The organism is Pseudomonas sp. KH_050 (assembly GCF_057838875.1).
This window is the reverse complement of record NZ_CM174478.1, coordinates 2,734,354-2,756,903: the sequence shown is the minus strand read 5'-3', so window position 1 is coordinate 2,756,903 and position 22,550 is coordinate 2,734,354. Positions and strand designations below refer to the sequence as shown.

Below are 22,550 nucleotides of genomic sequence, written 5' to 3'. Positions count from 1 at the left end.
CGCCATGCTTGCAAGAATCAGGCAACAACCACTGTTATCGATCGCCGTCGACTAAAGGTGTACGCGAAAGTTTGATCGCTCCATTGGCGGTAATCAGCACCTGCTCTTCCAGCTTCACGCCTTCACGGCCGCCTTGCTCACCGATGTAACTTTCCACCGAGACCACCATGTTCGCCTCGAAGTGGCCGTCGTAGCCCCACTCGGAAAAGTCCACGGCGTAGGCCACGCTCGGGTACTCATCCACCAAGCCAACGCCATGCAGCATCATCATGTAACGGTTGTGCTCGTACTGCTTGGGCACCGGCCAGCAGCGCTCGGCAAACTGACGAAAAGACAGCCCGGGACGCAGCAGTTCGACGTTGTAGTTAACCTGCTGCGAAGCGATCTCCAGCAAGTCGCGCTGGGCGGCCGTCGGCGCCTTGCCGGGGCAGACATAGCTGCGTGAAATGTCCGAGAGGTAGCCGCCAGGCCCGACCATGTCGGTGTCGAAACAGACCATTTCGCCGGCCTCGATGACCTTGTCCGAGGCATCCTGGAACCACGGGTTGGTCCGCGGGCCAGAGTTCAGCAAGCGGCTCTCCGCCCACTCCCCGCCATGGGCGACATTGGTGCCATGCATGATGCTCCACAGCTGGTTTTCGGTGATCCCCGGCACCAGGCTGGCGCGCATCCGGGCAATCGCCAGATCGCAGACGTCCATTGACACGCGGTGGCTGACGATCTCTTCTTTCGATTTGATCAAGCGTGCCTGCTCCATCAGCGGCTGCGCATCGAACAACTGGATGCCCTTGTCCTTGAGTTTTTCCGCGCCCCAGGGATCGCATCGATCCACCGCCAGGCGGCGATTGCCGGCGCCATGGAGGGTCATCAGCTGCGCCACTTCCCGGGCCCAGCGCTCGGCTTTTTCCTGCACCCGCGGGCCGGCCAAAAAGTACACCCAAGGGATGGCCGGGCGAATTTCATCGATGGTTTCAACGTGCTCGCTGTTATGCCGGCTGCTGGTAAATTCAAAAAGCACCACCGGCCCGTCGGTGGCCACGAACACATATCGGCTGGGTGAGTGCATCACCCACAAACCGAGGTTATTGGTGTCGGTGGCGTAGCGAATGTTAATCGGGTCGGCCAGCAGGATACCGGCGTAATCCTGCTCGCGCAGTTGCTGGCGAATGCGCTCCAGCCGGTAGTGGCGCAGAGCTGGGCGATCGATAGCCGCATAGGCGTCCAGCAATCCCCTGTCGACCGGTGCCAGTGCATGTCCGGTGACGATTGCATCGCTGCGAAAACGCAGCTGTGTTTCGGCTAAAGCAGTGAGCGACTCGGTGGATTCAGAACCCGTTTGCATGCAGCAACCTCGCTGGGAAGAGTTTGACGTTAATCAAAACCAATCGAACCAACTTTCAGGGCAGTGACTAAAGGCTCGAAACAGCTGACGGCTAGAGATCCTTGACCAGGCGAAGCGCGTCGTAAATCGCCGCGTGGGTATTGCGTGATGACACCGCATCGCCGATTCGGAACAACTGGAAACGCCCCTGCGGGTTAGTCGCCACGGATTGCGGCTTGCCCACAATCAGGTCCATGTACTGCACGCTGCCCTCATTGCTGGCCAGCGGCTTGAGCTCAAAATACAATTCGTCCAGGGGCCGGGTGCCATGGTTGACCACGACTTGATCGACCACGCGGGTTTTCTCCAGGTTGCTGTAGTCGGTGCCGATGGTTGCCAACAGCTGGCCACCTTCCTGGTCGACGGCCTTGAGTCGATAAGTGACGGTGAAGGTGGTGTCGAGCTGTTGCAGCGAGCGCATGTAGGGCACCAGGTTCATGCCCATCACCTCCGGCGCGAACGACCGGTCGGGGGTCATGATTTCGGTCCTGGCGCCGCTGCGGGCGATGAACTCCGCGGCCTGCAGGCCTGCGTGATCGCCGGCGTCGTCGTAGATCAGCACGTTGCGCCCAGGCTTTACGTCGCCGGAAATAATGTCCCAGCTCGATACCAGCCACTGATTACCGCGCTGCAGCACTTCGGTGTGGGGCAGTCCGCCCGTGGCGACAATCACCACATCGGCATTCTCGTCGAGAATGGTCGGTGCATCGGCCCAGGTGTTGAAGTGGAACTTGACGCCAAGCCGTTCGCACTGCGCCATGCGCCAGTCAATGATGCTGATCATCTCCTTGCGGCGCTCGGATTGAGCGGTCAGGCGAATCTGCCCACCGGGCTGGTTCGCCGCTTCAAACACCACCACCTCATGACCACGTTCGCCAGCCACACGGGCTGCCTCCAACCCGCCTGGGCCGGCGCCGACTATGACGATTTTTCGCTTCACCGAGGCTTTGGGAACTTCATGGGGCATCGTCGTTTCACGGCCCGTCGCCGCGTTGTGGATGCAATAGGCGGCACCGGCGTTATAGATACGGTCCAGACAGTAGTTGGCGCCGACGCAAGGACGAATCTCATCCTCCCGGCCTTCGATAATTTTCCGCACGATGTGTGGGTCGGTCATGTGCGCCCGGGTCATGCCGACCATGTCCACCAGGCCGGAAGCAATCGCGTGGCGGGCGGTGGCGACGTCGGGAATCTTCGCCGCGTGAAAGGTCGGGAAGCCGGTCAGTGCGCGAATTTCGCCGGCGAAGTCCAGATGGGGAGCGTTGCGCATGCCCTGGATCGGGATAATGTCGGTGAGGCCGGCATCAGTGGCGATGTTGCCGCGAATCACGTTGAGGAAGTCAACCATGCCGCTGTCTTTCAACAGCTGCGAGATGTGCAACCCCTCCTCTTTTTGCAGGCCGCCGGCGAGGACTTCATCACCCGTGTACCTGATGCCAACGATAAACTCCGGGCCCACGCGTTGGCGAATCGCGGTCAGTACGTCAAAGGTGAAGCGCAGGCGATTGTGCAGCGATCCCCCGTAAGGCCCTTCAAGTTCGTTGGTCAGCGGTGACCAGAACTGATCCATCAGGTGGCCGTAGGCCTGCAGCTCGATACCATCCAGCCCCGCCGCTTTCATGCGTTCTGCGGCATCGGCGTAGTCAACGATGATCCGCTCGATATCCCAGAGTTCGAGTTTCTTGGGGAAGGCTCGGTGCGCAGGTTCCTGATTATGCGAAGGCGACACCACCGGCAGCCAGTCACCCTTATCCCAGCGCGTGCGCCGGCCCAGGTGGGTGAGCTGGATCATGACCGCCGCGCCATGTTCATGACATTCGTCGGTGAGGTCCTTCATCCATCCGACCACTTCGTCTTTGTAAGCCAGAATATTGTTGAAAACGGGCGGGCTGTCCCTGGATATAGCCGCCGACCCTGCGGTCATGGTCATTGCCACACCGGCCTTGGCACGCTCAACGTGGTAGGCCCGATACAATTTCTTGGGCATCCCGTCTTCGGGATACGCGGGCTCATGGGAGGTGGTCATGATGCGGTTGCGCAGCGTCAAGTGCTTGAGGCGATAAGGCTGAAGAAGCGGATCGTTATTCATATCGGTCTCGCATGCAGGTCATCAGGCAAATGGACGATAGACCCGATGTACACCAGTGTCAATAAGCTTGACACCAGTGTATATTGTCACCTGAAAAGGTAAAACGAACGTGGGAAATGCGCCAATGAAAGCAACGACGAATAGCCCAGAACTGGCGGGCCGTGGCTCTCTGGAAGGCTGGCTTAACGCGGCCTACGAAAGCCTGACGGAGTCGGGGGTTGATGCCGTGAGGGTGATGCCGCTGGCCAAGAAGCTCAATCTTTCGCGGACAAGCTTCTACTGGTATTTCCAGGATCGGGAAGCCTTGCTCGAGGCGCTGATAGCCCTCTGGAAAAACAAGAACACCTTCAATCTGGTGTCAAAGTCCCAGGCCTATGCCGAATCCATTACAGAAGCGATTCTCAACGTCTTCGATTGCTGGCTGAACAGTGATCTGTTCGACTCGCAATTCGAGTTCGCCATGCGCAGCTGGGCACTTCAATCCCCGGAGGTGGCTGAGGAAATCGGCCAGGCTGACTCACAACGCGTCCAGGCCTTGACCGAGATGTTCGACCGCTTTGGTTTCGAACACGACGCTGCCGTGACCCGCGCACGCTCGATATACCTGACGCAGATTGGCTACATCAGCATGAAAACCCGGGAGCCGGTGGCCCAGAGGATGCGCTACATCCCCGAGTATCTGAAGATATTCACCGGTGTAGAGCCCGAGCCCCGTGAACTGGAGCGGTTCTATCAGCGCAACGGTTTTTCTGCTGCAGATTTGCCGCGCTAGGCGGCTTGAGATGAAGGAGTGTCCATTCACCATGCCGATAACCTCTGCTCCAGGTGCCGCGGCGCACCTCTCTTGCGATCAGAAACCGGTTTTTTCAGGGATGCGCTCCGGATTGGGCGGTTCAGATATTCACAAAATGCTGCTTATGCGCAGGGCTGCCGGTCGTTAGCTGTTGCATGAGGCCTGCAGGCCTGGCAGGAGGCAGATCGAACGGGAAAATCCGGTGCATGGCGTACTGGAAAAAAACCTCCGCTGGCAAGGGGCGGCTGAAGTAATAACCCTGGCCCTGATCACAACCACTGCTGCGCAAGAAGCCAAGCTGCTCTTGCGTCTCAATGCCCTCGGCAACGACTTTCAACCCCAGATTGTGTGCCAGGGTGATGATTGCCAGGGTAAGGGTTCGAGCACCGGGCAGCGTAGCGAGATTGCTGATAAACGAGCGATCAAGCTTGAGGGTGTCGAATGGCAAGCGCATCAGGTAGCTCAGTGAAGAGTAGCCGGTGCCGAAATCGTCCATGGATAGCTCTACACCGGCCTTCTTGAGCCTGGCAAGCACCGCTGCAGTCGAATCAAGGTTCTGCACCAGCACACTCTCGGTCAGCTCCAGGTCGAGGTACTTGCCATCCAGCCCGGTGTGCTCAAGTACGCGATTGACGAGATCGATCAGATCATCGCCGTGGAATTGCCTGGCGGAAAGGTTGATGGAGATGGCAAAGGCAGGCAAACCTGCATCCTGCCAAGCCCGGTTCTGTGCGCAGGCGGTATGCATGACCCATTCGCCGATTGGAATGATCAGACCAGCCTCCTCCGCCAGCGGAATGAATTCTGTCGGAGAGATATTGCCCAGGCGCGGATGCTGCCAGCGCAGCAGGGCTTCCGCCCCCTTGATCTGCTGTGTGCACAGATCCCACTTGGGTTGGTACGCCAGCGTCAGCTCGCTGCGCTCAAGTGCATGGCGCAGCTCGGCCACGAGTTCCATGTGGCGCCGGTTATGGCTATCCATTTCCGTCGAATAGAACTGGAACTTACTGCCGCCATCCTGCTTGGCCTTGTACATCGCCAGGTCGGCGCTCTTGAGAAGCTCATGCTCCTCGCCATCCTGCGGGTAGAGGCTGATACCTGTGCTGGCACTGATCTGGATCTCCCGGTTCTGGATGGTAAAGGGCGCAGCCAGCGCGTCGAGGATCTTTTGCGCGACATGGGCGACCTCCTCTGGTGCGGTCATGTTGGGCAGCAAGACGACGAACTCATCGCCCCCCAGACGCGCAACGGTGTCGGTTCCCCGCATCAGTGCCTGTAAGCGGCCTGCCACTGCGCGAAGCAAGTCGTCGCCGGTGGGATGCCCCAGGCTGTCATTGATGATTTTGAATTGGTTCAGATCCAATAGAAGCACCGCCACCAGCTTGCCGAAGCGGCGCGCCATGGCCGTCGCCTGATTGAGGCAGTCGAAAAAGAGTTTGCGGTTGGCCAGCCCGGTCAACTCATCGTGGGTCGCCTGATATTGCAAGCTCTCCACATAGTGGCGCCGCTGCTGGTTTTGCGTCTCGTGGCGCTGGGTGACATCGAGCATGACACCGACCGTCGCGAGACGGCCATTGAGCGCCATGACGTTGCCGTATATTTCAAGATCGATCCTGGCGCCATTGGACTTACACCCACGCACCTCGTAAATGACTGTGTTTACCTCACCGTTCAGGCGCTTTTGGATCTGCGCTTTCGCAACTTCATGGTCTTTTTCATCGATGATGTCTAACAAGCTGAGCGAGGTCGTTATCTGCTCACGGCCGTAGCCGAACATGTCTGCCATGCGCTGGTTGGCGAATACAAAGGCCTCATCCTGGACGATATACACGCCAACGATGGCGTTTTCCGCCAGTCTCTGGAACATCGAGGCCGTCTGCTGGAGCGTGGCGTTGTCTTGGGCGTTGCGCAGCATCAGCTCGGCGATAGTGCGCGAGGCGAAATTGAACGCGCTCGCCAGGTCGCCCATTTCGTCGCTGGACTTGATTGCCATGTGGCTTGCGTAATGCCCCGCGGCCAATTCCCGGTGGTGCTGAGTCAGCTCACGCAGCGGCGCGAGGATGCGTCGACGGACGATGAACACAAGGGTTGCAAAAATCAGCAGCTCGGCCAGAAATAACACAGAGAGCTGTAGCTTCATGCGGGCCCGGGCCCGTTGGTTGTCCAGGGTGAGGGTCGCAACCAGCGCCTCGGCATTGTCCAGAAGCCGTGTGGATTCAGCGGCCAGCGCATCGTGCTCAATGGATGCCTCATGTTTGCCATACAGCCGTTGCACCTGTTCGCGGTACGCCGTCCAGTCACGGCGCAGTGCCATGAGCAGTGGCCGCATCTTGAGCGACAGCCTCGGTATGACTTGGCCTCCGTGCTCAAGTGCGGCCAGGTCGCGCTCATAGGCGTCCAGTGTCGCTGCGATACCACCACCGGTACTGGATGGGCGCAATGAGGCCAACTGCTCGAAGGCGATTTTCTGACTCAACATACGTAGACGGCCCGCTCCATTGATAGTTTCCGCGACCTTGTCGAAACGCGTGAGTATCAGCTGCACGATCGCGACATTGGCTGCCGCCATCAAGACCAGGACGATCAACATCGTGGCAAATATTTGTTGGAGGCCGAGGCGCCAAAAGTGCCTCGGGCGAGGCTCGAGTAGCGGAGAGTGAGTTGTCATGCGTACAGGCCTCTGGATGCTCCATCATTTGAAGGGCTACTACGGTGGAACTAGCCCCCATCAACCTTCGATCGCCCTCTTTGAAGGCGAGCGCTCAGTCATTTTGCGTAGAAAAGGCGCTCTTTCTTGCCTTGCACTCCTGTTCCAAGGCGTCTTGATCACCCCAAAAGCAAGGCAAAAAAAAACGTCCTCACCCGCCACACCGCCTGCCATCAGCAGGGGTGTGGACGAGTGGGGACGTCTTTGTCTATATAGAATTACTGGCCCGCCATTGGACCTGAAATGTATTGAGAGCAAGAACAATGCCATTCAGAAACGGGTACAAGTAACCGAAGGGTCACCGCGCATTCAGGGCGTTTATTTCCACCAATACTCGACCTGAACCCCTACGTTGGAGCCTTGCAGGTCTGTACCAAACGCACCGGTATCAGACAGAGCCGATCCCGGAGATTGCAAGCTGGCGGCGCGTTGCGCAGCCTTGTTCCAGGTTGCGTAGGTGTAGTACAGACGAATTTCCGGCCTGTCCCAGAATCCCGGGCCCTTCGGTGACCAGGTCGGCGCGATGGTGTACTTAGTGAGTTTTCGGGTACCGTCTGCGGCTTCAACCTGGTCGCGCCCAACTTCGGTGATCAACTTGAACTGATCCGTGAACGCATAAATTGGCCGAACACCCATGGATAACCAGTTCTGATCATCCCCATCAGGGCGCGTGTCTTTTTGATAGACCAATTCAACCTGACCGCTGAAAGCGTGGGTCATTTGCCAATCGAAAAACTCCACGAGCCGCCAGCTCTTGTTGCTCTCATCCAACGTGGAATCACCGGTGTAACCCAACGCGGTGCCCGGCCCTCGGCCGTATTGAACAGCGAACTTGTTGACTCCGCCCATAAACGCGACCTGCTTGTGCTGGGCAACCACCGACCAGCCCTGATGAGCATCCTTGCGGCTTGGCTTGTCCAGATAGCTGACGCCCAACTGAACCTCGCCACCGGGATTTGTGTTGAATCCGCTGACGGTCACATCATGACGGGTGACAAAATCCTTTTGGAAGACGTTGTCCTTGCGTGAGAACACGTAGCTGTACTTTCGATCTCCCAACGCGACCTGGTCGAACCCAAAGCCTGTTGAGCTTTGGTTCCAGTAGAAGTAGTCGGAAATATTGATGTCGTTTCGGTTGTAGTAACGACGGCCCGCCCAGAACGAGCCACCATTCAATGCCGGCATCTTGCTCCACTCTGCGTAGAGCTGACTCATCCGCGTATAGCCGTGCTCCCCGTCAAATTTTGGGGCATGGCCATACTCATTATAAAACTGTGCCATGCCTTCCACGCTGACCACCGAACCGTCGTCCAGTGAAAGCAGATCCTGACGCAAATCCAGCTCCAGATATTGCTCACATTCGTTGCCAAGGCGATATTTGGATTGCGCGCCCGGTAGCTGAAAACACGACTGCTTCCCTCCTTGAGTCGAATCCCCTACTCCGGTTCTGAAATAACCACTGAAGTCTGTTGAATACGCGTCAACGGACAAAAAGCAAACAGCAAGGGACGCACCCAGAACTACGCTGAGAGTTTTAACGTTCATTCATAAAACCTTTTGTTTGTTATATTTATTGGACAAGGTCGACAACGCGAACAGCATGCTTTTGATCCAGGTACGCAGCTAACTCCACGCACCGGCTCCCGGAAGTTAAATACCCAGTTGAATCGAATAAAAAAGGCACCGCATTACCTGAACTAAAAGCATGAGAAAAATCCAGGCATTGCCAGTGCAAAGTGACCACGGTGAGCTAACGATTGAGATAAACACGTCCCGCCCAATCTTATGAGGCTCTAACCCCGATGACGTCCCCGGAAGAAATCTATAAGACCCTGCGTCGAGGAATCATCAGCCGGTTCCGCGTCATAGCGAGTCAGGAGGCTATAGACGCTGTTGCCTAGTTCCTTGCCCAGCTCCACGCCCCACTGATCAAACGAATTGACTCCCCAAATTACGCCCTGGACAAAGACCTTGTGCTCATAAAGGGCGATCAGCGCACCCAGGCTATGTGGATTGATGATCTCAAGAGCAACCGTATTGCTTGGCCGGTTGCCGGGGATCACCTTATGCGGCGCCAGTCGTTCAACCTCACTGGATGAAAGGCCTTTGGCTTTCAGCTCTGCCTCAGCTTCACTGCGGGTTTTGCCGCGCATCAGCGCCTGGCTTTGAGACAAGCAATTGGCGTACAGCCATTCCTGATGATCGGCCACTGGATTGTGGCTGACCACAGGCACAATGAAGTCCGCTGGAATCAGAGGCGTCCCCTGATGCAGCAACTGGTGGTAAGCGTGCTGTCCGTTACACCCCACGCCGCCCCAGATTACTGGGCCAGTGGTGCAGGAAACTGACGTGCCGTCATGCCGAACACTTTTGCCATTAGACTCCATGTCCATCTGCTGCAGATGCTTCACGAAGTTGCGCAGGTTATGGTCATAGGGCAAGAACGCATAGCTTTGCGCCCCCCAAAAGTTGTGATACCAAACGCCAAGTACCGCTAAAAGAACGGGAAGGTTCTGTTCCAATGGTTCGTTCAGGAAATGTTGATCCATCGCGTACGCGCCGGACAGCAGTTCCTTGAAGTTAGCGATGCCAATGGCCAGAGCAATCGGCAGGCCAATGGCAGACCATAGTGAGTAACGGCCACCGACCCAGTCCCACATAGGAAAAATGTTTGCTTCACGGATGCCGAAATCCAGCGCAGCCTGACGATTGCTTGTCACAGCAATGAAGTGGCGATATAGCTTTTCTTCCGTCCCGCCCTTAGCCAGGTACCAGCTACGAGAAGCTTGCGCGTTCTTCAAGGTTTCAAGAGTACCGAAGGTTTTGCTGGAGATGATGAACAGCGTTGTTTCTACGTTCAGTTCGGCTGTTACCTCTCGGAATTCATTGCCATCGATGTTAGCCAGATAATGGCACCGCACCCCATGCCGAGCGAAAGGCGTGAGTGCCTCAGAGACAAGCTCCGGGCCCAGAAATGAGCCACCAATACCAATGTTTACGACATCAGTGATGACCTTATCGTTGTAACCACGCCACAGATGGCTATGGATACGACCCACAACGTCAGTCATCTGCGCCAGGGCACCATGCACATCGCGCATCAAGTTGCGACCATCGACCATCAACGGCTCCCCCACTGGTCGCCGCAACGCGGTATGCAGCACAGGACGCCCCTCGGAACCGTTGATTTTCTCCCCCCTGAACATGGCATGCGCTGCCTGTTCCACCCCAGCCTCGCGAGCAAGGTTTACAAGCAATGAGCGCGTCTCGTGAGTGATCAGGTTTTTGGAGTAATCCAGAAAAAGCCCGCAGCCCGCCAAGGAAAAGTCTTGAAAACGTTTACTGTCATCTCGAAAGGCATCGCGCATACTAAAATTTTTCATGCTCTCCCGATGGTCGAGCAGATTGCGCCATGCCGGTAGTGCAGTCACATCATTCGTTTTGTTGTAGTTATTCATGCTCAGCCCCTCTTCGCCAATACGGCTTCTGCCATCTCGATCAAACGATTCAAGTTTTGTCATTCTGCAAACGCAGAAGCACCCTCACAGGAATAAGCTCTGCGGTGTGTAGTTACAACCCATTATCGGACTTCGTTGCGCGAGGTCAGCGTTGTCCATCGCGATAAAAATAAATATCTATTTCTTTAACGAAATCATTGAAACCTGAAGAAAACAAAACCGAAAGCCGGTCGCTCAAGCAAAAAAAACACTGCACGCATAGATAGGCGTGCACGACAAATGGAAACCAGGTGCCAGTCATGTAGTTTCAACGTTATCCGGGCGGCGAGACGTGGACAAGAGTCAAATAATTCACGTCTGCAACCGCTAGATCCTCAGGACGAAGCCCTGAGTACAGTCATTTGGGAGCGCCGCAAGAATCTCGCTGGATTAAAGAGGGTTTCAATCGAATAGTCTGACGTCTCCCATCAGGTTGCTTGATACGCTTCAATAAAAGCTTCACAGCCTGGGCTCCGAGTTCCTCGAGAGGTTGCGCTACAACTGTCAGTCTTGGGCTAAAAGCATCCGCCCAGTCGAAATCGTCAAAACCAACCAGCGCGATATCCTTTGGCACCTCAAGCCCCGCTTCACGAAGGGCCTGCATTGCACCAATGGTCATCAAGTTGTTTGCCGTCATTATTGCGGTGGGCGGGTGCTCTAGCGATAGCAAACGGCGAGTGGCTTCCATTCCCGGCGTAATCGCCGATTCACCACAGCAAACCAATTGATCTTCGTACTGAATTCCTGCGTCAGCCAAGGCCGCGCGGTAGCCATCAATTCGCTCAAGAGAAGAAGACTGAGTCAATCGTCCGGATACCATCCCGATGCGCCGATGACCCAATTTAATCAAGTGTGCAATCAACTCTTGAGATGAATGCTTATTCTCTACCCCGACCTGATCGAAAGACGTCGAGAGCAGTCGATCGATGAGAACCGTGGGTATCTTGTTGGCTTTCAAGTAATTGAATACTCGATTTTCCGGATCATATTCCGAGGCGAGAACAATCCCGTCAACACGTCGCTCATGCAGTGCTTTGACCGCTTTGAGTTCCTGTTCCGGATCTCTTTGCGTATTGACGAGTATCATCATCAAACCGCTTTTCGCGCATGCCGCTTCGATGGCACGTACTGTTTCACTGAAGTAATAGTTTGACAGCGTAGCAATCGCCACACCTATGGCACCCGAACCCGAAGAGGAACGAGCCAGAGACCGCGCGAGTGAGTTCCGAATATAGCCTACGGACTCTACCGCCTGATTCACGTTACGAACGGTGTCAGGATGGACTTTACGAGTACCGTTGAGTACATGAGATACCGTAGACATTGATACGTTCGCGGCTCGCGCGACATCGCTCATCTTTGCGCCCACTGTGCATCACTCCTTTCTCACGTGATTGATGGATAGCGCTGAACTCATGTCCAGCGGCTAGCTATTGTAAAGCTCACGGCAAGAAAATGCGTCGATGGCTCTCGGAATCGATGCCGGGACGGGCCCGCCACTTCGTGAGAGTCCCAGCGAGGTGCGCAGCGCATCTGAAGTGGCTGAATCGAGATGGTGGAATCCGCTATGCAGCATAGCCGGGCACTCCTTTTTATTATCGTAGCGATCATCCTGCGAACCGATTGACGGGACACGGCAGCGCTTGTTGGAAAAAGCATAGCCGAGACGAAAGCGCTTGCGCAAGCGCTTTTCCAACCTCACCCCATTTCCCCGCACGAAAAGGAAAGCGCTTGCGCAAGCGCTTTCCTTTCAGCTATGTTTCTCGAACAAGAACACCGATGAGAGGTTTCAACTGCTTCTCAAATCGGTAGATAAGGAGTGAACCGCTATGCTGAGCACTGGATCTGAAAGTCCACCTCTTGCCCTATTGGAAATGCGTTCCATCTCGAAGTCATTCAATGGAGTGCGCGTCCTGCATGACATTGACCTCAGTATTTTCCCTGGACAAATCCACGCGCTAATGGGCGAAAACGGCGCCGGAAAATCCACTCTGATGAAAATACTGTCGGGGGCCTATATCGCCGACAGTGGCACTATCCGAATCGATGGATGTGATATTCGAAACTATGGCCTGAACGATGCCAGGCGCCATGGCATATCAGTCATCTATCAAGAGCTCAGCTTGTGCGCGAATATGAGCGTGGTGGAGAACATCTACCTGGGTAGAGAGATTCGACGATGTGGGGTTGTAAACCACAAGGCCATGACCGAAGGCGCACACGTTGTGCTAAAGCGGCTTGGCGTCACATTTGATCCGCACGCGCTGGTCGGCACCCTGTCGATTGCGGACCAACAACTTGTTGAAATCGCCCGTGCAATTCATGCCGATACGCGAATCCTGGTGATGGACGAACCTACAACGCCGCTATCTTCAAAAGAAACCGAAAGTCTTTTTACGTTGATTCGCCAGCTGCGTGATGATGGCGTCGCAATCATCTATATCAGCCATCGAATGGCTGAGATATACGCATTGTCCGATTTTGTTTCGGTGCTCCGAGACGGTCATTACGTTGGTTCGCTGGATCGCGTCACGCTGTCAGCTGAAACCTTGGTCCGGATGATGGTTGGCCGCGATGTTTCCGGTTTCTACGCCCATGAGCGTCCTTCGTGCGCTTATGAGAAACCGATACTACGTGTTCGCAACCTTACAGACGGTTTCAAGATTCAAGATTGCAGTTTCGATCTGTATGCCGGCGAAATTCTCGGGATTGCAGGACTGGTGGGTTCTGGAAGAACCGAACTTGCCCGATTAATCGCAGGTGTCGATGCGTACTCCGGCGGAAAGATTGAAATGGACGGCGAAGTTGTAGTCATACGCTCTCCTCGCGATGCAGGTAATGCAGGCATCGCCTACCTGACAGAAGACCGCAAAGCACTGGGCCTTTTTCTCGACATGAGTGTCCACGACAATATCAATGTATGTGTTTTCGGAAGTGATGCCCGATTGGCGGGTTTTGTCGACCGAACGGCCGGAACTGGACGCGCCGAACAAGCAATCCAGGCACTCAATATCAAAGCGTCTTCAGATATCAATGTCGGAGCGCTGTCTGGAGGCAACCAGCAAAAGGTTTTGCTGGCTCGCCTGCTTGAGATGAAGCCCAGGGTGTTGTTCCTCGACGAGCCTACATCGGGTGTCGACATTGGGGCTAAAACAGAAATATATAAAATCATCAATGCATTAGCCGCATCCGGCGTTTGTGTAGTGATGATTTCAAGTGAACTACCAGAGGTCGTTGGCATTGCTGACCGTGTATTGGTCATGTGTGAAGGTAAACTTGTCACCGAACTCGGTGGCCACAGCGGTCTTGATATCACACCTGAAGCCATTATCGCGTTTGCCACAGGCAGCGACAGGTTGACTCTAGCCAACGGAGACTTAGTCCAATGACTTCCCCACTGCAAAGCAAAGTAGTAAGTGACTTCACCAAACCGGGTGTACGAAGCATCGCCGGAGTTACCCCGCAGGATAAAATGCGCCAACTAATGAGGGTGGCGGGCATGCTGCCCGTGTTGTTACTCCTTTGTGTGGGCTTTAGCCTGATGAGCGAGAGCTTTTTCTCGGTCCAGAATTTCTCAATCATCAGTCAGCAAGCCTCTATCAATGTGGTGTTGGCGTCAGGTCTGACTTTCGTGATTTTGACAGGTGGCATCGACCTTTCGGTGGGTTCGATTCTGGCTGTTTCCGCAGTAGTGGCGCTATTGGTCTCGCAAGTTCCGGGGTTTGCTCCCCTGGCCATCGCTGCGGGGCTTGGAGTCGGACTGCTGCTAGGGCTCGTCAATGGTGTTTTAGTCGCTTTCGGGAAGCTACCGGCGTTTATAGTCACGCTAGGCGGATTGACTGCGATGCGTGGAATCGCACGCCTCATCGGCGAAGACAAAACGGTGTTCAATCCCGACCTATCCTTTGCTTATATTGGAAACGAAACGTTGTTCGGGGTGCCATGGCTGGTTGTAATCGCGCTGGTAGTGGTTACTCTTTCGTGGGTTATTCTTCGACGGACGGTTTTAGGCGTACAGATTTACGCAGTGGGCGGCAATCCTGAGGCCGCACGGTTGTCGGGAATCAAGGTCTGGAAAGTCCTGTTATTTGTTTATGCCCTATCCGGTTTGTTGGCGGGTGTGGGGGCCATCATGACTTCCGCTCGACTGATGGCTGCTAACGGACTGCAAATGGGGCAGTCTTATGAGCTCGACGCTATCGCCGCCGTTATCCTGGGAGGCACACGCTTTACAGGAGGTGTCGGCACCATTGTCGGTACGCTAATTGGTGCCCTGATTATCGCTACACTTTCCAATGGCCTGATATTGCTGGGAGTTTCGGATATCTGGCAATACATCATCAAAGGTGTTGTCATCATCGGAGCGGTAGCCCTCGATCGCTTTCGGCAGTCAGGCGCACGAACCTGAATCATATATAAAATTACCCCCCCGCACTCCAATAATAAGAGACAGTTCTCATGAAAAAAACAATACTTACCGCTGTTTGTACACTACTGGCATTTAGCACCGCACACGCGCGAGAGTTGAAATCCGTCGGGATAACTGTTGGCTCGTTGGGTAATCCTTATTTCGTAGCAATGGTAGATGGCGCCAAAGCCGAGGCACTGCATATCAATCCAGCAGCAAAATTTATCTCAGTGTCGGCAGATTACGATTTGAACAAGCAGTTCACTCAGATCGATAACTTCATTTCTTCGGGCGTAGACTTGATTCTTGTCAACGCGGTCGACCCCGTGGCAATCGCGCCTGCGATTGCGAAAGCCAGGAAGGCAGGCATAGTGGTTGTGGGAGTAGATGTTATGGTGCAAGGTGCCAACGCCATGGTACAGACAGATAACGTCGAAGCCGGCAGGATTGTCTGTCAGTACATAGCTGAAAAGCTGGGGGGCAAGGGTAACGTTATTATCCAGAATGGTACGCAAACTTCAGCAGTCCTGGACCGGGTCAATGGCTGTAAGAGTGTTTTCGCGCAGGCACCCGATATCAAGGTACTGTCTGATAATCAGGATGCCAAAGGCTCGCGCGAAGGTGGCTACAGCGTGATGCAATCGGACTTGACTCGCTTTGCAAAAGTCGACGCGGTGTTCGCGATCAATGATCCCCAGGCCATAGGTGCAGACCTGGCAGCAAAACAACTCAAGCGCAAAGGCATCATTATCGCATCGGTGGATGGGGCTCCCGATATAGAGACTGCGCTCAAAAGCGATACTCAGATCCAGGCATCTGCCTCTCAGTCCCCTTGGGGCCAGGCACAACAGGCCGTAACGATGGGTAATGACCTGCTGAATGGCAAACCCCTGGAAAGCACAACGGTACTGCTTAAACCCTCACTTGTAACCCGAACTAATGTCATGGACTACAAAGGCTGGCAGGCTGACCACTGAGCGGTTGAGTCAAATGACATAGGGGTCTCTAGCCCCATCTGTAATGCGGGGAATGGCTGTTGATCCTGTTGTAGCTATATATCCACACGTGTTATTCAGGCTCCACGTAGCTCGGTACGGGAAGCCTGAGTGACACCTGTTGACGAGAGATTTGGCATGCTCACCAAAGCAGACACAATAGTAAGCACAGAGCTACTCGACTACGTTAAGTCTCTGTCTGGTAATCGAATTGTCGTTGCGCTGGCGGGGCCGCCTGGTGCCGGCAAGTCCACTGTATCCGAGGCCTTGGTAGAGGCCCTTAATGGCGTTATGCCGGGGAGCGCAGCTGTCGTTCCCGGGGATGGCTTTCATTACGATGACGCGGTTCTTGGATCCTTGAACCTGTTGGATCGCAAGGGCTCTCCCGATACATTCGATGTGGGTGGCTTCAGGAGTCTGTTGCTGCGGCTTCGTGCGAACAACGAACCCGCGGTTGCCGTTCCGGTATTCGATCGAATCCTGGAGATATCCCGTGCTGCAGGACGATTGATTTCCTCTGACGTGAAATATCTCATCGTGGAAGGAAACTACCTTCTATTAAACCTCGCCCCATGGTCGTCTTTAAGAGACTGTTTTGACGCCACCATTATGCTGCAGGCTGACCGAAAAACCCTGGAAGCGCGACTGCTTGATCGATGGCGATCATTGGGTTTCGATGAGTCTACTTCCTATGAAAAAGTTCGACGCAACGACCTTCCGAATGCCGACATTGTGATTTCGGCCAGCAACATCGCTGACTTCACGATCAGAGATGAAGAACCCTCTTCGATATCATGAACACCCCGGTGGTCTGCACCGAACAAAGCGAGGCCGCCTATCAACCGGCCTACGAACGCTATCAACAACGTGTAGCGAACCTTTAAAGAGCGAACGACTATGTATCTGGTATGTGGCGAAGCGCTGTTCGATTTCTTCAGTGAAAACGACGCCAGCGGTCAGGCTTCAAAAGTGAACTACAAGGCGATTGCCGGCGGTTCGCCGTTCAATGTCGCCGTCGGCCTGCGGCGCCTGGGCATCGATGTGGCGCTATTCGCCGGGCTGTCGACCGACTACCTCGGCCGGCGTTTGCAGCAGGTGCTCAAGGATGAAGGCGTGCGCCCGGACTACCTGCTGGACTTCGATGCACCGACCACCCTGGCAATGGTCGCCGTCGGCGCCCATGGCTCGCCGCAATACAGCTTCCGCGGCGAAGGCTGTGCCGATCGCCAACTGCTGCCGGCGCATCTGCCTGAGTTGGGCGCCGAGGTGCGCGGGTTGCATATCGGCTCGTTCTCGCTGGTGGTGCAGCCGATTGCCGACACCCTGCTCGCTCTGGTCCGCCGGGAAAGCGGCAAACGCCTGATCAGCCTCGACCCGAATGTGCGACTCAACCCGGAGCCGAATATCGAACGGTGGCGCGAACGCATCGGCGCGCTGGTCGAGCATGCCGACCTGATCAAGGTCAGCGACGAAGACCTGAACCTGCTCTACCCCGAGCGCGATCCGCAGAGCGTGATCGAAGGCTGGCTGGAACAGCGCTGCCAGCTGGTCTTCCTGACCCGTGGCGGCCAGGGCGCGACCGTGTTCAGCCGCCGCCATGGCACCTGGTCGGTGCCGGCCCGTGCCGTGGCGATGGCCGATACCGTCGGTGCCGGCGACACTTTCCAGGCGGCACTGATCGCCTGGCTGACCGAACAGCAGCTGGATTCGGTGGAGGGTTTGCAGCGCCTGAGCCGCGAACAGATCGACGGCATGCTCAGCTTCGCCGTCAGCGCCGCCGCCCTGACCTGCGGCAAGACCGGGCCGGACTTGCCTTATCGGCATCAGCTGGATTGAGATCTGGTCAGAATCTGTGGCGCGGGCACTGCAGTCTTTGCGGGCAACCCTGCAACTTCACGCCGGTTGGTATTCGCTCTGATTTTCCATCAGGGCAAATGCCACCCGGCAGAGTTTCCGAGCAAGGCTCACCAAAACCCGGGGTTTCGAGAAGCCTCTTGCCAAGTACGACTCCTGAAACGGTTTCCATATGGGAGTTCGAACCACGCATGCGCGATCCGCGTCGCCTGGCGTGTAGTCATTACCGGTGATTCGGGCTTGCCTAACGGTCATATCCGAGAGTGCCATTGCGAGCTCCTGAACAGAGTCAGGGCTATTCGCGCCGACCCGTACTGACGAACCGATGCCTTCTTCGAAAGCTTCATTGAACACACACTCGACCGGAAGATCGACCAGTGCTCCACGAACACCAGGCGCCTCATGCCCAAGTACCACCAAGACCCTTTGACAGCGAGCCTGGAGCGCCGCACGTACGACGAACCTGATGAGCGGCTCGCCAGAGATCGGCAGAAGCAATTTATTCTCGCGCCCCATCCGGTGACTCAGGCCCGCAGCCAGTACCACAGCCGTGACGCAGCGCCTTGCGCTTGGGCCGAGCGCTTCCTGGGCCTGTTCAATGACGACGTCGGTGAACAACATTGTCTGTCTCCTGGAGGTTCCCGCGAAGCGTTGCAAGGGTCGCTGAAAAGGTCGTTGCGAGAATCGATCCGCCTTCGTACGCCGTCTTGGTTGGCACCTGTCGGTCATGGCGCAAGCAAGATCAGGGCGCAGGGTTTATCTCTGTAAAGCCCGATTTTCAGTGCTCTCCCCCCCGACCAAATACTTTGACAATCCACACGGCATCTGCAACGATCATTTCGTCAGTGTACTGATCTAATTTGGCGCATTGGCGGTTGATTGATGGCACAGGCTACCTGTGCGACACGCTACGTCTACAGGGTCGATTGAAGGATCAGTTTGATCAATGCATATAGTCAGTATACTGATTAAAATCATTGATTATCGAGCATGGAACGACATAGCAGTGAGTTCTGAACCTTCCGACAGGGCCTTACGATGAAAACCACACAAAACCGAAAGATAACCGTCGAAGAGCAGGCATGCGCCCTGCTCTTCCTGACTACAAACCAGATGTTTACTTTATCGGCATGAGCCTTCCGGCCAGTGGAGACGCTCTTGGCTGAGCCGCTCGGCCAGTCGCCACACGCAGGTTCAGGATCAGGTTTCTAAAAACAACAACAAGAGTCAGATGCCATGCGAAAAATCGATATCAATAAATTGATAGACGAGGCACGTTTCAATCCCTTCCACTGGCGGGTGCTGTTTTGGACCACGCTGATCCTTATATTTGACGGCTACGATTTGGTAATCTACGGCGTTGTGCTGCCAGCGCTGATGCAAGAATGGGGTTTGACACCCGTACAAGCAGGCTCACTCGGTAGTTGTGCGCTGTTCGGTATGATGTTTGGTGCGCTGATCCTGGGCCCTCTCGCGGATAAGATCGGTCGTAAACCAATCATCGTAGGCGGAATCGCGCTATTCAGTGTATTCACCGCGCTGACCGGATTTTGCACAGACCCTACCCAGTTCGGCATCTGTCGTTTTATCGCCGGATTTGCCATCGGCGGCGTAATGCCCAATGCGGTAGCGCTAATGAGCGAATACGCTCCGAAGAAACTTCGCAGCACGCTGGTGGCAATCATGTTCAGCGGCTACTCGGTGGGCGGGATGCTCTCTGCAGGACTGGGAGTTGTGCTCTTGCCAGACTTCGGTTGGCAATCACTGTTCTATGTCGCAGCCATTCCATTGCTGCTGCTACCGATCATTTATCGATCATTGCCCGAATCAGTCGGATTCATCGTGCGTCAAGGTCGCACGACCGAGGCGAGTCAGGTAATACAACGTATTGAGCCAAGCTTTGTCCCACGGGCAAATGACGACTTCAGCACACCGACGCAAAAAAATGCTGGAGCACCAATGGTACAACTGTTTCGCGAGGGCCGCGCGATCAGCACTCTACTGCTCTGGACCTCGTGTTTCTGCTGTTTGTTGATGATTTATGCGCTGGGCTCCTGGCTGCCGAAACTGATGGTTAATGCCGGTTATGGACTGGGATCAAGCATCATGTTTCTGTTGGTGCTGAATCTCGGTGCGATCGTTGGCGCAATCAGTGGCGGTTGGCTTGGAGACCGTTTCAAACTCCGCAATGTGGTAGTGGTGTTCTTCGTCATTGCAGCGGTATCAATCAGTTCGCTCGGCTTCCACCCGCCTACGGCAGTCCTCTACGTGCTGGTGGCAATAGCGGGTGCAAGCACCATTGGTACGCAGATTCTGGCGTGGGCCTTGGTTGCCCAGTTCTACCCGATGAACATCCGTTCGACCGGCCTCGGTTGGGCGTCGGGTATCGGACGCACCGGAGCGATAGTGGGACCGATCCTGGGGGGCGTGCTGGTCGGCATTCAACTGCCACTGCACTTTAACTTCATTGTCTTCGCCATCCCGGGAGCCGTTGCTGCATTAGCGATGTGCTTCGTTTACCAACGCCAGCCCAAAACTCAACCGCTGGCGTCAGCCAACGCGGCGTTGCAGGACTGAAACGCGGCCTGGATCGCCTGTAAAGCGACCATCAGGCAGTGATCGATAGCCTCTCTGGATCGATCACTGCCTGGTGGCAACCCGTAGCGAGGACTGCGTCCACCCCTTGAGCTTGCTGCTGAAAAAAGCGGCTCAAGAACGCCTTGCCACAAATAGCAGTCGGCTTCATCTCCCCCCAATCATTGCGACACATAGTCCCTGCCGATCTTAAGAGCGCGCCCTGGGCAACAAGACCTTAGCGGACCCACAAGCCATGAACAAAAATCTGCGCTTCAGCCATAAAATCCTGCTTGCCGCCGCCCTCATCGTCATTGCCGCCCTTGCCTCGTTCACGCTGTACAACGACTACTTTCAGCGCAATGCGATCCGCCAGAACCTGGACAATTACCTGCATGAGACGGGCAACGTTGCCGCCAACAACATTCAAATCTGGTTGACCGGACGCATTCTGCTTATCGAAAACCTCGCCCAGAACATCGCCCTCAACTCCGAACAATCCAACGCAGCCAGGTTGCTCGAGCAAAAAGCCTTGAGCTCCACCTTCTTGTCTTCATTCCTGGGCGACGCCAGCGGCAGTTTCATTATCCGCCCTGAAGCGAAAATGCCTGACGACTTCGACCCGCGCGCTCGCCCCTGGTACAAGAGCGCTGAAAACAATGCCAGCAGCACCCTGACTGAACCCTATGTCGAAGCAGCGACACACCAGACAGTTATCACTATTGCCAGCGCGTCGAAAAAAGCCGGGCAAAGCGTTGGCGTGGTCGGGGGCGCCCTGAGCCTGCAAACCCTGATTGACAATCTCAACGCGCTGAACTTCGGCGGCATGGGCTATGCCTTCCTGGTCAGCGCCGACGGCAAGATCCTGGTGCACCCGGACAAAATGCTGGTGATGAAGTCACTGAGCGAGGCGTATCCGCAAAACACCCCGCAGATCAGCGGCGACTTCAGTGAAGTCGAAGTCGACGGTATGACGCGCATCATGACCTTCACCCACATCAAGGGGCTGCCGTCGGTCAACTGGTACATCGGCCTGTCCGTGGACAAGGACAAGGCGTTCTCGATGCTCAACGACTTCCGCGCCTCAGCGATCATTGCCACCATCATTGCGGTGGTGATCATCATCGCCTTGCTCGGCATGCTGATCCGCTTTCTGATCCAGCCGTTGCACGTGATGACCCGCGCCATGCAGGACATCGCCGATGGCGAAGGTGACCTGACCCGTCGCCTGAGCATCCAGAGCCAGGACGAGTTCGGCATTCTCGGCAATGCCTTCAACCGTTTCGTCGAACGTATTCACGGCTCGATCCGCGAAGTGTCGTCGGCCACCGAGCACGTCAACGAAGTTGCACTGCGCGTGGTCAGTGCGTCGAACTCATCGATGCTCAACAGCGACGAACAATCGAGCCGGACCAGCAGCGTTGCCACCGCGATCAATCAACTGGGCGCTGCAACCCAGGAAATTGCCCGCAATGCAGCGCACGCCTCGCACCAGGCCAGTGATGCCCGCCACCTCGCCGAGGACGGTCAGCAAGTGGTGGACCGCAGTATCGCGGCAATGAACCAACTGTCGAGCCTGCTCAGCGTCTCCAGTACCCACATCGAATCGCTCAACAGCAAGACCGTGAACATCGGGAAGATTCTCGAAGTGATCACCAGCATCTCCCAGCAGACCAACCTGCTGGCCCTCAACGCGGCCATTGAAGCGGCCCGCGCCGGCGAGGCCGGTCGAGGTTTCGCGGTGGTTGCCGATGAAGTGCGCAACCTGGCGCACCGGACCCAGGAGTCGGCGCAACAAGTGCAGACCATGATCGAGGAGCTGCAAGTGGGCGCCCGCGAATCGGTCAGCACCATGAGTGAAAGCCAGCGTCACAGCCAGGACAGCGTGGAGATTGCCAACCTCGCCGGCAAGCGGCTGAGCAGCGTGACCCTACGCATCGGCGAAATCGACGGCATGAACCAGTCGGTGGCCACCGCCACCGAGGAGCAAACCGCCGTGGTCGACTCGATCAACATGGACATCACCGAAATCAACACATTGAATCAGGAAGGCGTGGAAAACCTTCAGTCGACCTTGCGGGCCTGTTCAGACCTTGAGCAGCAGGCCGCGCGCCTGAAGCAATTGGTTGGCAGTTTCCGGATCTAAGCCTCATGCGGTGCCCTGTGTGGCGAGGGGCTTGCTCCACTGGGTCGCAGAGCGGCCCTGACAGGCCGTTGAAAAATTCAGCCCTGACTTCCCCAACCCGCCAAGG

General features: G+C 55.8%; 14 protein-coding genes and 3 pseudogenes. 9 read left to right on the top strand and 8 right to left on the bottom strand.

Annotation, left to right across the window (positions count from 1 at the left end; translation table 11 throughout):
* Positions 1-34 precede the first annotated feature (34 nt).
* Together AC3IUA_RS12680 and AC3IUA_RS12675 are read right to left on the bottom strand one after the other, a co-directional pair.
* A complete protein-coding gene (locus AC3IUA_RS12680; protein WP_489361336.1) occupies positions 35-1,342 on the bottom strand; it encodes a M24 family metallopeptidase in 1,308 nt (435 codons plus the stop codon).
* A gap of 91 nt (positions 1,343-1,433) precedes the next feature.
* On the bottom strand, positions 1,434-3,470 hold the full coding sequence (locus tag AC3IUA_RS12675) for an oxidoreductase (RefSeq protein ID WP_489361334.1): 2,037 nt from the start codon (positions 3,468-3,470) through the stop codon (positions 1,434-1,436).
* A 124-nt stretch (positions 3,471-3,594) separates the two neighbouring features.
* On the opposite strand from AC3IUA_RS12675, the gene AC3IUA_RS12670 reads away from it, so the two are divergent.
* Positions 3,595-4,242: a TetR/AcrR family transcriptional regulator gene (locus AC3IUA_RS12670; RefSeq protein WP_489361333.1), complete on the top strand. Its 648-nt coding sequence runs from the start codon at positions 3,595-3,597 to the stop codon at positions 4,240-4,242.
* Between the two features lie 121 nt (positions 4,243-4,363).
* On the opposite strand, the gene AC3IUA_RS12665 is transcribed toward AC3IUA_RS12670, so the two are convergent.
* The 4 genes from AC3IUA_RS12665 to AC3IUA_RS12650 form a co-directional block, all read right to left on the bottom strand.
* A complete protein-coding gene (locus AC3IUA_RS12665) occupies positions 4,364-6,853 on the bottom strand; it encodes an EAL domain-containing protein (RefSeq protein ID WP_489361332.1) in 2,490 nt (829 codons plus the stop codon).
* Between the two features lie 435 nt (positions 6,854-7,288).
* Complete coding sequence (locus AC3IUA_RS12660; RefSeq protein WP_489361330.1) at positions 7,289-8,515, bottom strand: maltoporin; 1,227 nt, start codon at positions 8,513-8,515, stop codon at positions 7,289-7,291.
* 248 nt (positions 8,516-8,763) lie between these two features.
* Positions 8,764-10,428: a glucose-6-phosphate isomerase gene (gene pgi, locus AC3IUA_RS12655; protein ID WP_489361328.1), complete on the bottom strand. Its 1,665-nt coding sequence runs from the start codon at positions 10,426-10,428 to the stop codon at positions 8,764-8,766.
* A 397-nt stretch (positions 10,429-10,825) separates the two neighbouring features.
* The gene (locus AC3IUA_RS12650) at positions 10,826-11,836 is read right to left on the bottom strand and encodes a LacI family DNA-binding transcriptional regulator (RefSeq protein WP_489361326.1); all 1,011 of its coding nucleotides are present in this window, start codon (positions 11,834-11,836) and stop codon (positions 10,826-10,828) included.
* A gap of 460 nt (positions 11,837-12,296) precedes the next feature.
* On the opposite strand from AC3IUA_RS12650, the gene AC3IUA_RS12645 reads away from it, so the two are divergent.
* The 5 genes from AC3IUA_RS12645 (at position 12,297) to AC3IUA_RS12625 (ending at position 17,706) form a co-directional block, all read left to right on the top strand.
* Positions 12,297-13,856: a sugar ABC transporter ATP-binding protein gene (locus AC3IUA_RS12645; protein ID WP_489361325.1), complete on the top strand. Its 1,560-nt coding sequence runs from the start codon at positions 12,297-12,299 to the stop codon at positions 13,854-13,856.
* Positions 13,853-14,875 (top strand): ABC transporter permease subunit, encoded by a 1,023-nt coding sequence (locus tag AC3IUA_RS12640; protein ID WP_489361323.1) that lies wholly within the window; start codon positions 13,853-13,855, stop codon positions 14,873-14,875. Before AC3IUA_RS12645 ends, AC3IUA_RS12640 begins: the two co-directional genes overlap by 4 nt.
* Positions 14,876-14,925: 50 nt before the next feature.
* Positions 14,926-15,852, top strand: coding sequence for an ABC transporter substrate-binding protein (locus AC3IUA_RS12635; protein WP_489361322.1), 927 nt, complete (start codon positions 14,926-14,928; stop codon positions 15,850-15,852).
* Positions 15,853-16,008: 156 nt separating this feature from the next.
* The gene (locus AC3IUA_RS12630; RefSeq protein WP_489361321.1) at positions 16,009-16,668 is read left to right on the top strand and encodes a nucleoside/nucleotide kinase family protein; all 660 of its coding nucleotides are present in this window, start codon (positions 16,009-16,011) and stop codon (positions 16,666-16,668) included.
* Positions 16,669-16,767: 99 nt separating this feature from the next.
* Positions 16,768-17,706 (top strand): carbohydrate kinase family protein, encoded by a 939-nt coding sequence (locus tag AC3IUA_RS12625; RefSeq protein WP_489361319.1) that lies wholly within the window; start codon positions 16,768-16,770, stop codon positions 17,704-17,706.
* Positions 17,707-17,713: 7 nt separating this feature from the next.
* Here AC3IUA_RS12625 and AC3IUA_RS12620 read toward each other — a convergent pair.
* Positions 17,714-17,907, bottom strand: a pseudogene (locus tag AC3IUA_RS12620) (hypothetical protein); the annotation flags it as partial.
* A gap of 78 nt (positions 17,908-17,985) precedes the next feature.
* Positions 17,986-18,345 (bottom strand): annotated as a pseudogene (locus AC3IUA_RS12615) (nucleotidyltransferase family protein); the annotation flags it as partial.
* Between the two features lie 615 nt (positions 18,346-18,960).
* Here AC3IUA_RS12615 and AC3IUA_RS12610 point away from each other — a divergent pair.
* The 3 genes and pseudogenes from AC3IUA_RS12610 (at position 18,961) to AC3IUA_RS12600 (ending at position 22,444) form a co-directional block, all read left to right on the top strand.
* Entirely contained in the window at positions 18,961-20,301 is a 1,341-nt protein-coding gene (locus tag AC3IUA_RS12610; protein ID WP_489361317.1) for an MFS transporter, read from the top strand.
* A 253-nt stretch (positions 20,302-20,554) separates the two neighbouring features.
* Positions 20,555-21,586 (top strand): annotated as a pseudogene (locus AC3IUA_RS12605) (HAMP domain-containing protein); the annotation flags it as partial.
* A gap of 93 nt (positions 21,587-21,679) precedes the next feature.
* Positions 21,680-22,444, top strand: a complete 765-nt coding sequence (locus AC3IUA_RS12600; protein ID WP_489362325.1) for a methyl-accepting chemotaxis protein — start codon at positions 21,680-21,682, stop codon at positions 22,442-22,444.
* Positions 22,445-22,550: the final 106 nt, after the last annotated feature.

Bases quoted from the DNA above. Each gene is read 5' to 3' on its own strand.
- AC3IUA_RS12680 (WP_489361336.1), bottom strand. From the start codon at position 1,342: ATGCAAACGGGTTCTGAATCCACCGAGTCGCTCACTGCTTTAGCCGAA.
- AC3IUA_RS12675 (WP_489361334.1), bottom strand. From the start codon at position 3,470: ATGAATAACGATCCGCTTCTTCAGCCTTATCGCCTCAAGCACTTGACG.
- AC3IUA_RS12670 (WP_489361333.1), top strand. From the start codon at position 3,595: ATGAAAGCAACGACGAATAGCCCAGAACTGGCGGGCCGTGGCTCTCTG.
- AC3IUA_RS12665 (WP_489361332.1), bottom strand. From the start codon at position 6,853: ATGTTGATCGTCCTGGTCTTGATGGCGGCAGCCAATGTCGCGATCGTG.
- AC3IUA_RS12660 (WP_489361330.1), bottom strand. From the start codon at position 8,515: ATGAACGTTAAAACTCTCAGCGTAGTTCTGGGTGCGTCCCTTGCTGTT.
- pgi (WP_489361328.1), bottom strand. From the start codon at position 10,428: ATGAATAACTACAACAAAACGAATGATGTGACTGCACTACCGGCATGG.
- AC3IUA_RS12645 (WP_489361325.1), top strand. From the start codon at position 12,297: ATGCTGAGCACTGGATCTGAAAGTCCACCTCTTGCCCTATTGGAAATG.
- AC3IUA_RS12640 (WP_489361323.1), top strand. From the start codon at position 13,853: ATGACTTCCCCACTGCAAAGCAAAGTAGTAAGTGACTTCACCAAACCG.
- AC3IUA_RS12635 (WP_489361322.1), top strand. From the start codon at position 14,926: ATGAAAAAAACAATACTTACCGCTGTTTGTACACTACTGGCATTTAGC.
- AC3IUA_RS12630 (WP_489361321.1), top strand. From the start codon at position 16,009: ATGCTCACCAAAGCAGACACAATAGTAAGCACAGAGCTACTCGACTAC.
- AC3IUA_RS12625 (WP_489361319.1), top strand. From the start codon at position 16,768: ATGTATCTGGTATGTGGCGAAGCGCTGTTCGATTTCTTCAGTGAAAAC.
- AC3IUA_RS12610 (WP_489361317.1), top strand. From the start codon at position 18,961: ATGCGAAAAATCGATATCAATAAATTGATAGACGAGGCACGTTTCAAT.
- AC3IUA_RS12600 (WP_489362325.1), top strand. From the start codon at position 21,680: ATGCTCAACAGCGACGAACAATCGAGCCGGACCAGCAGCGTTGCCACC.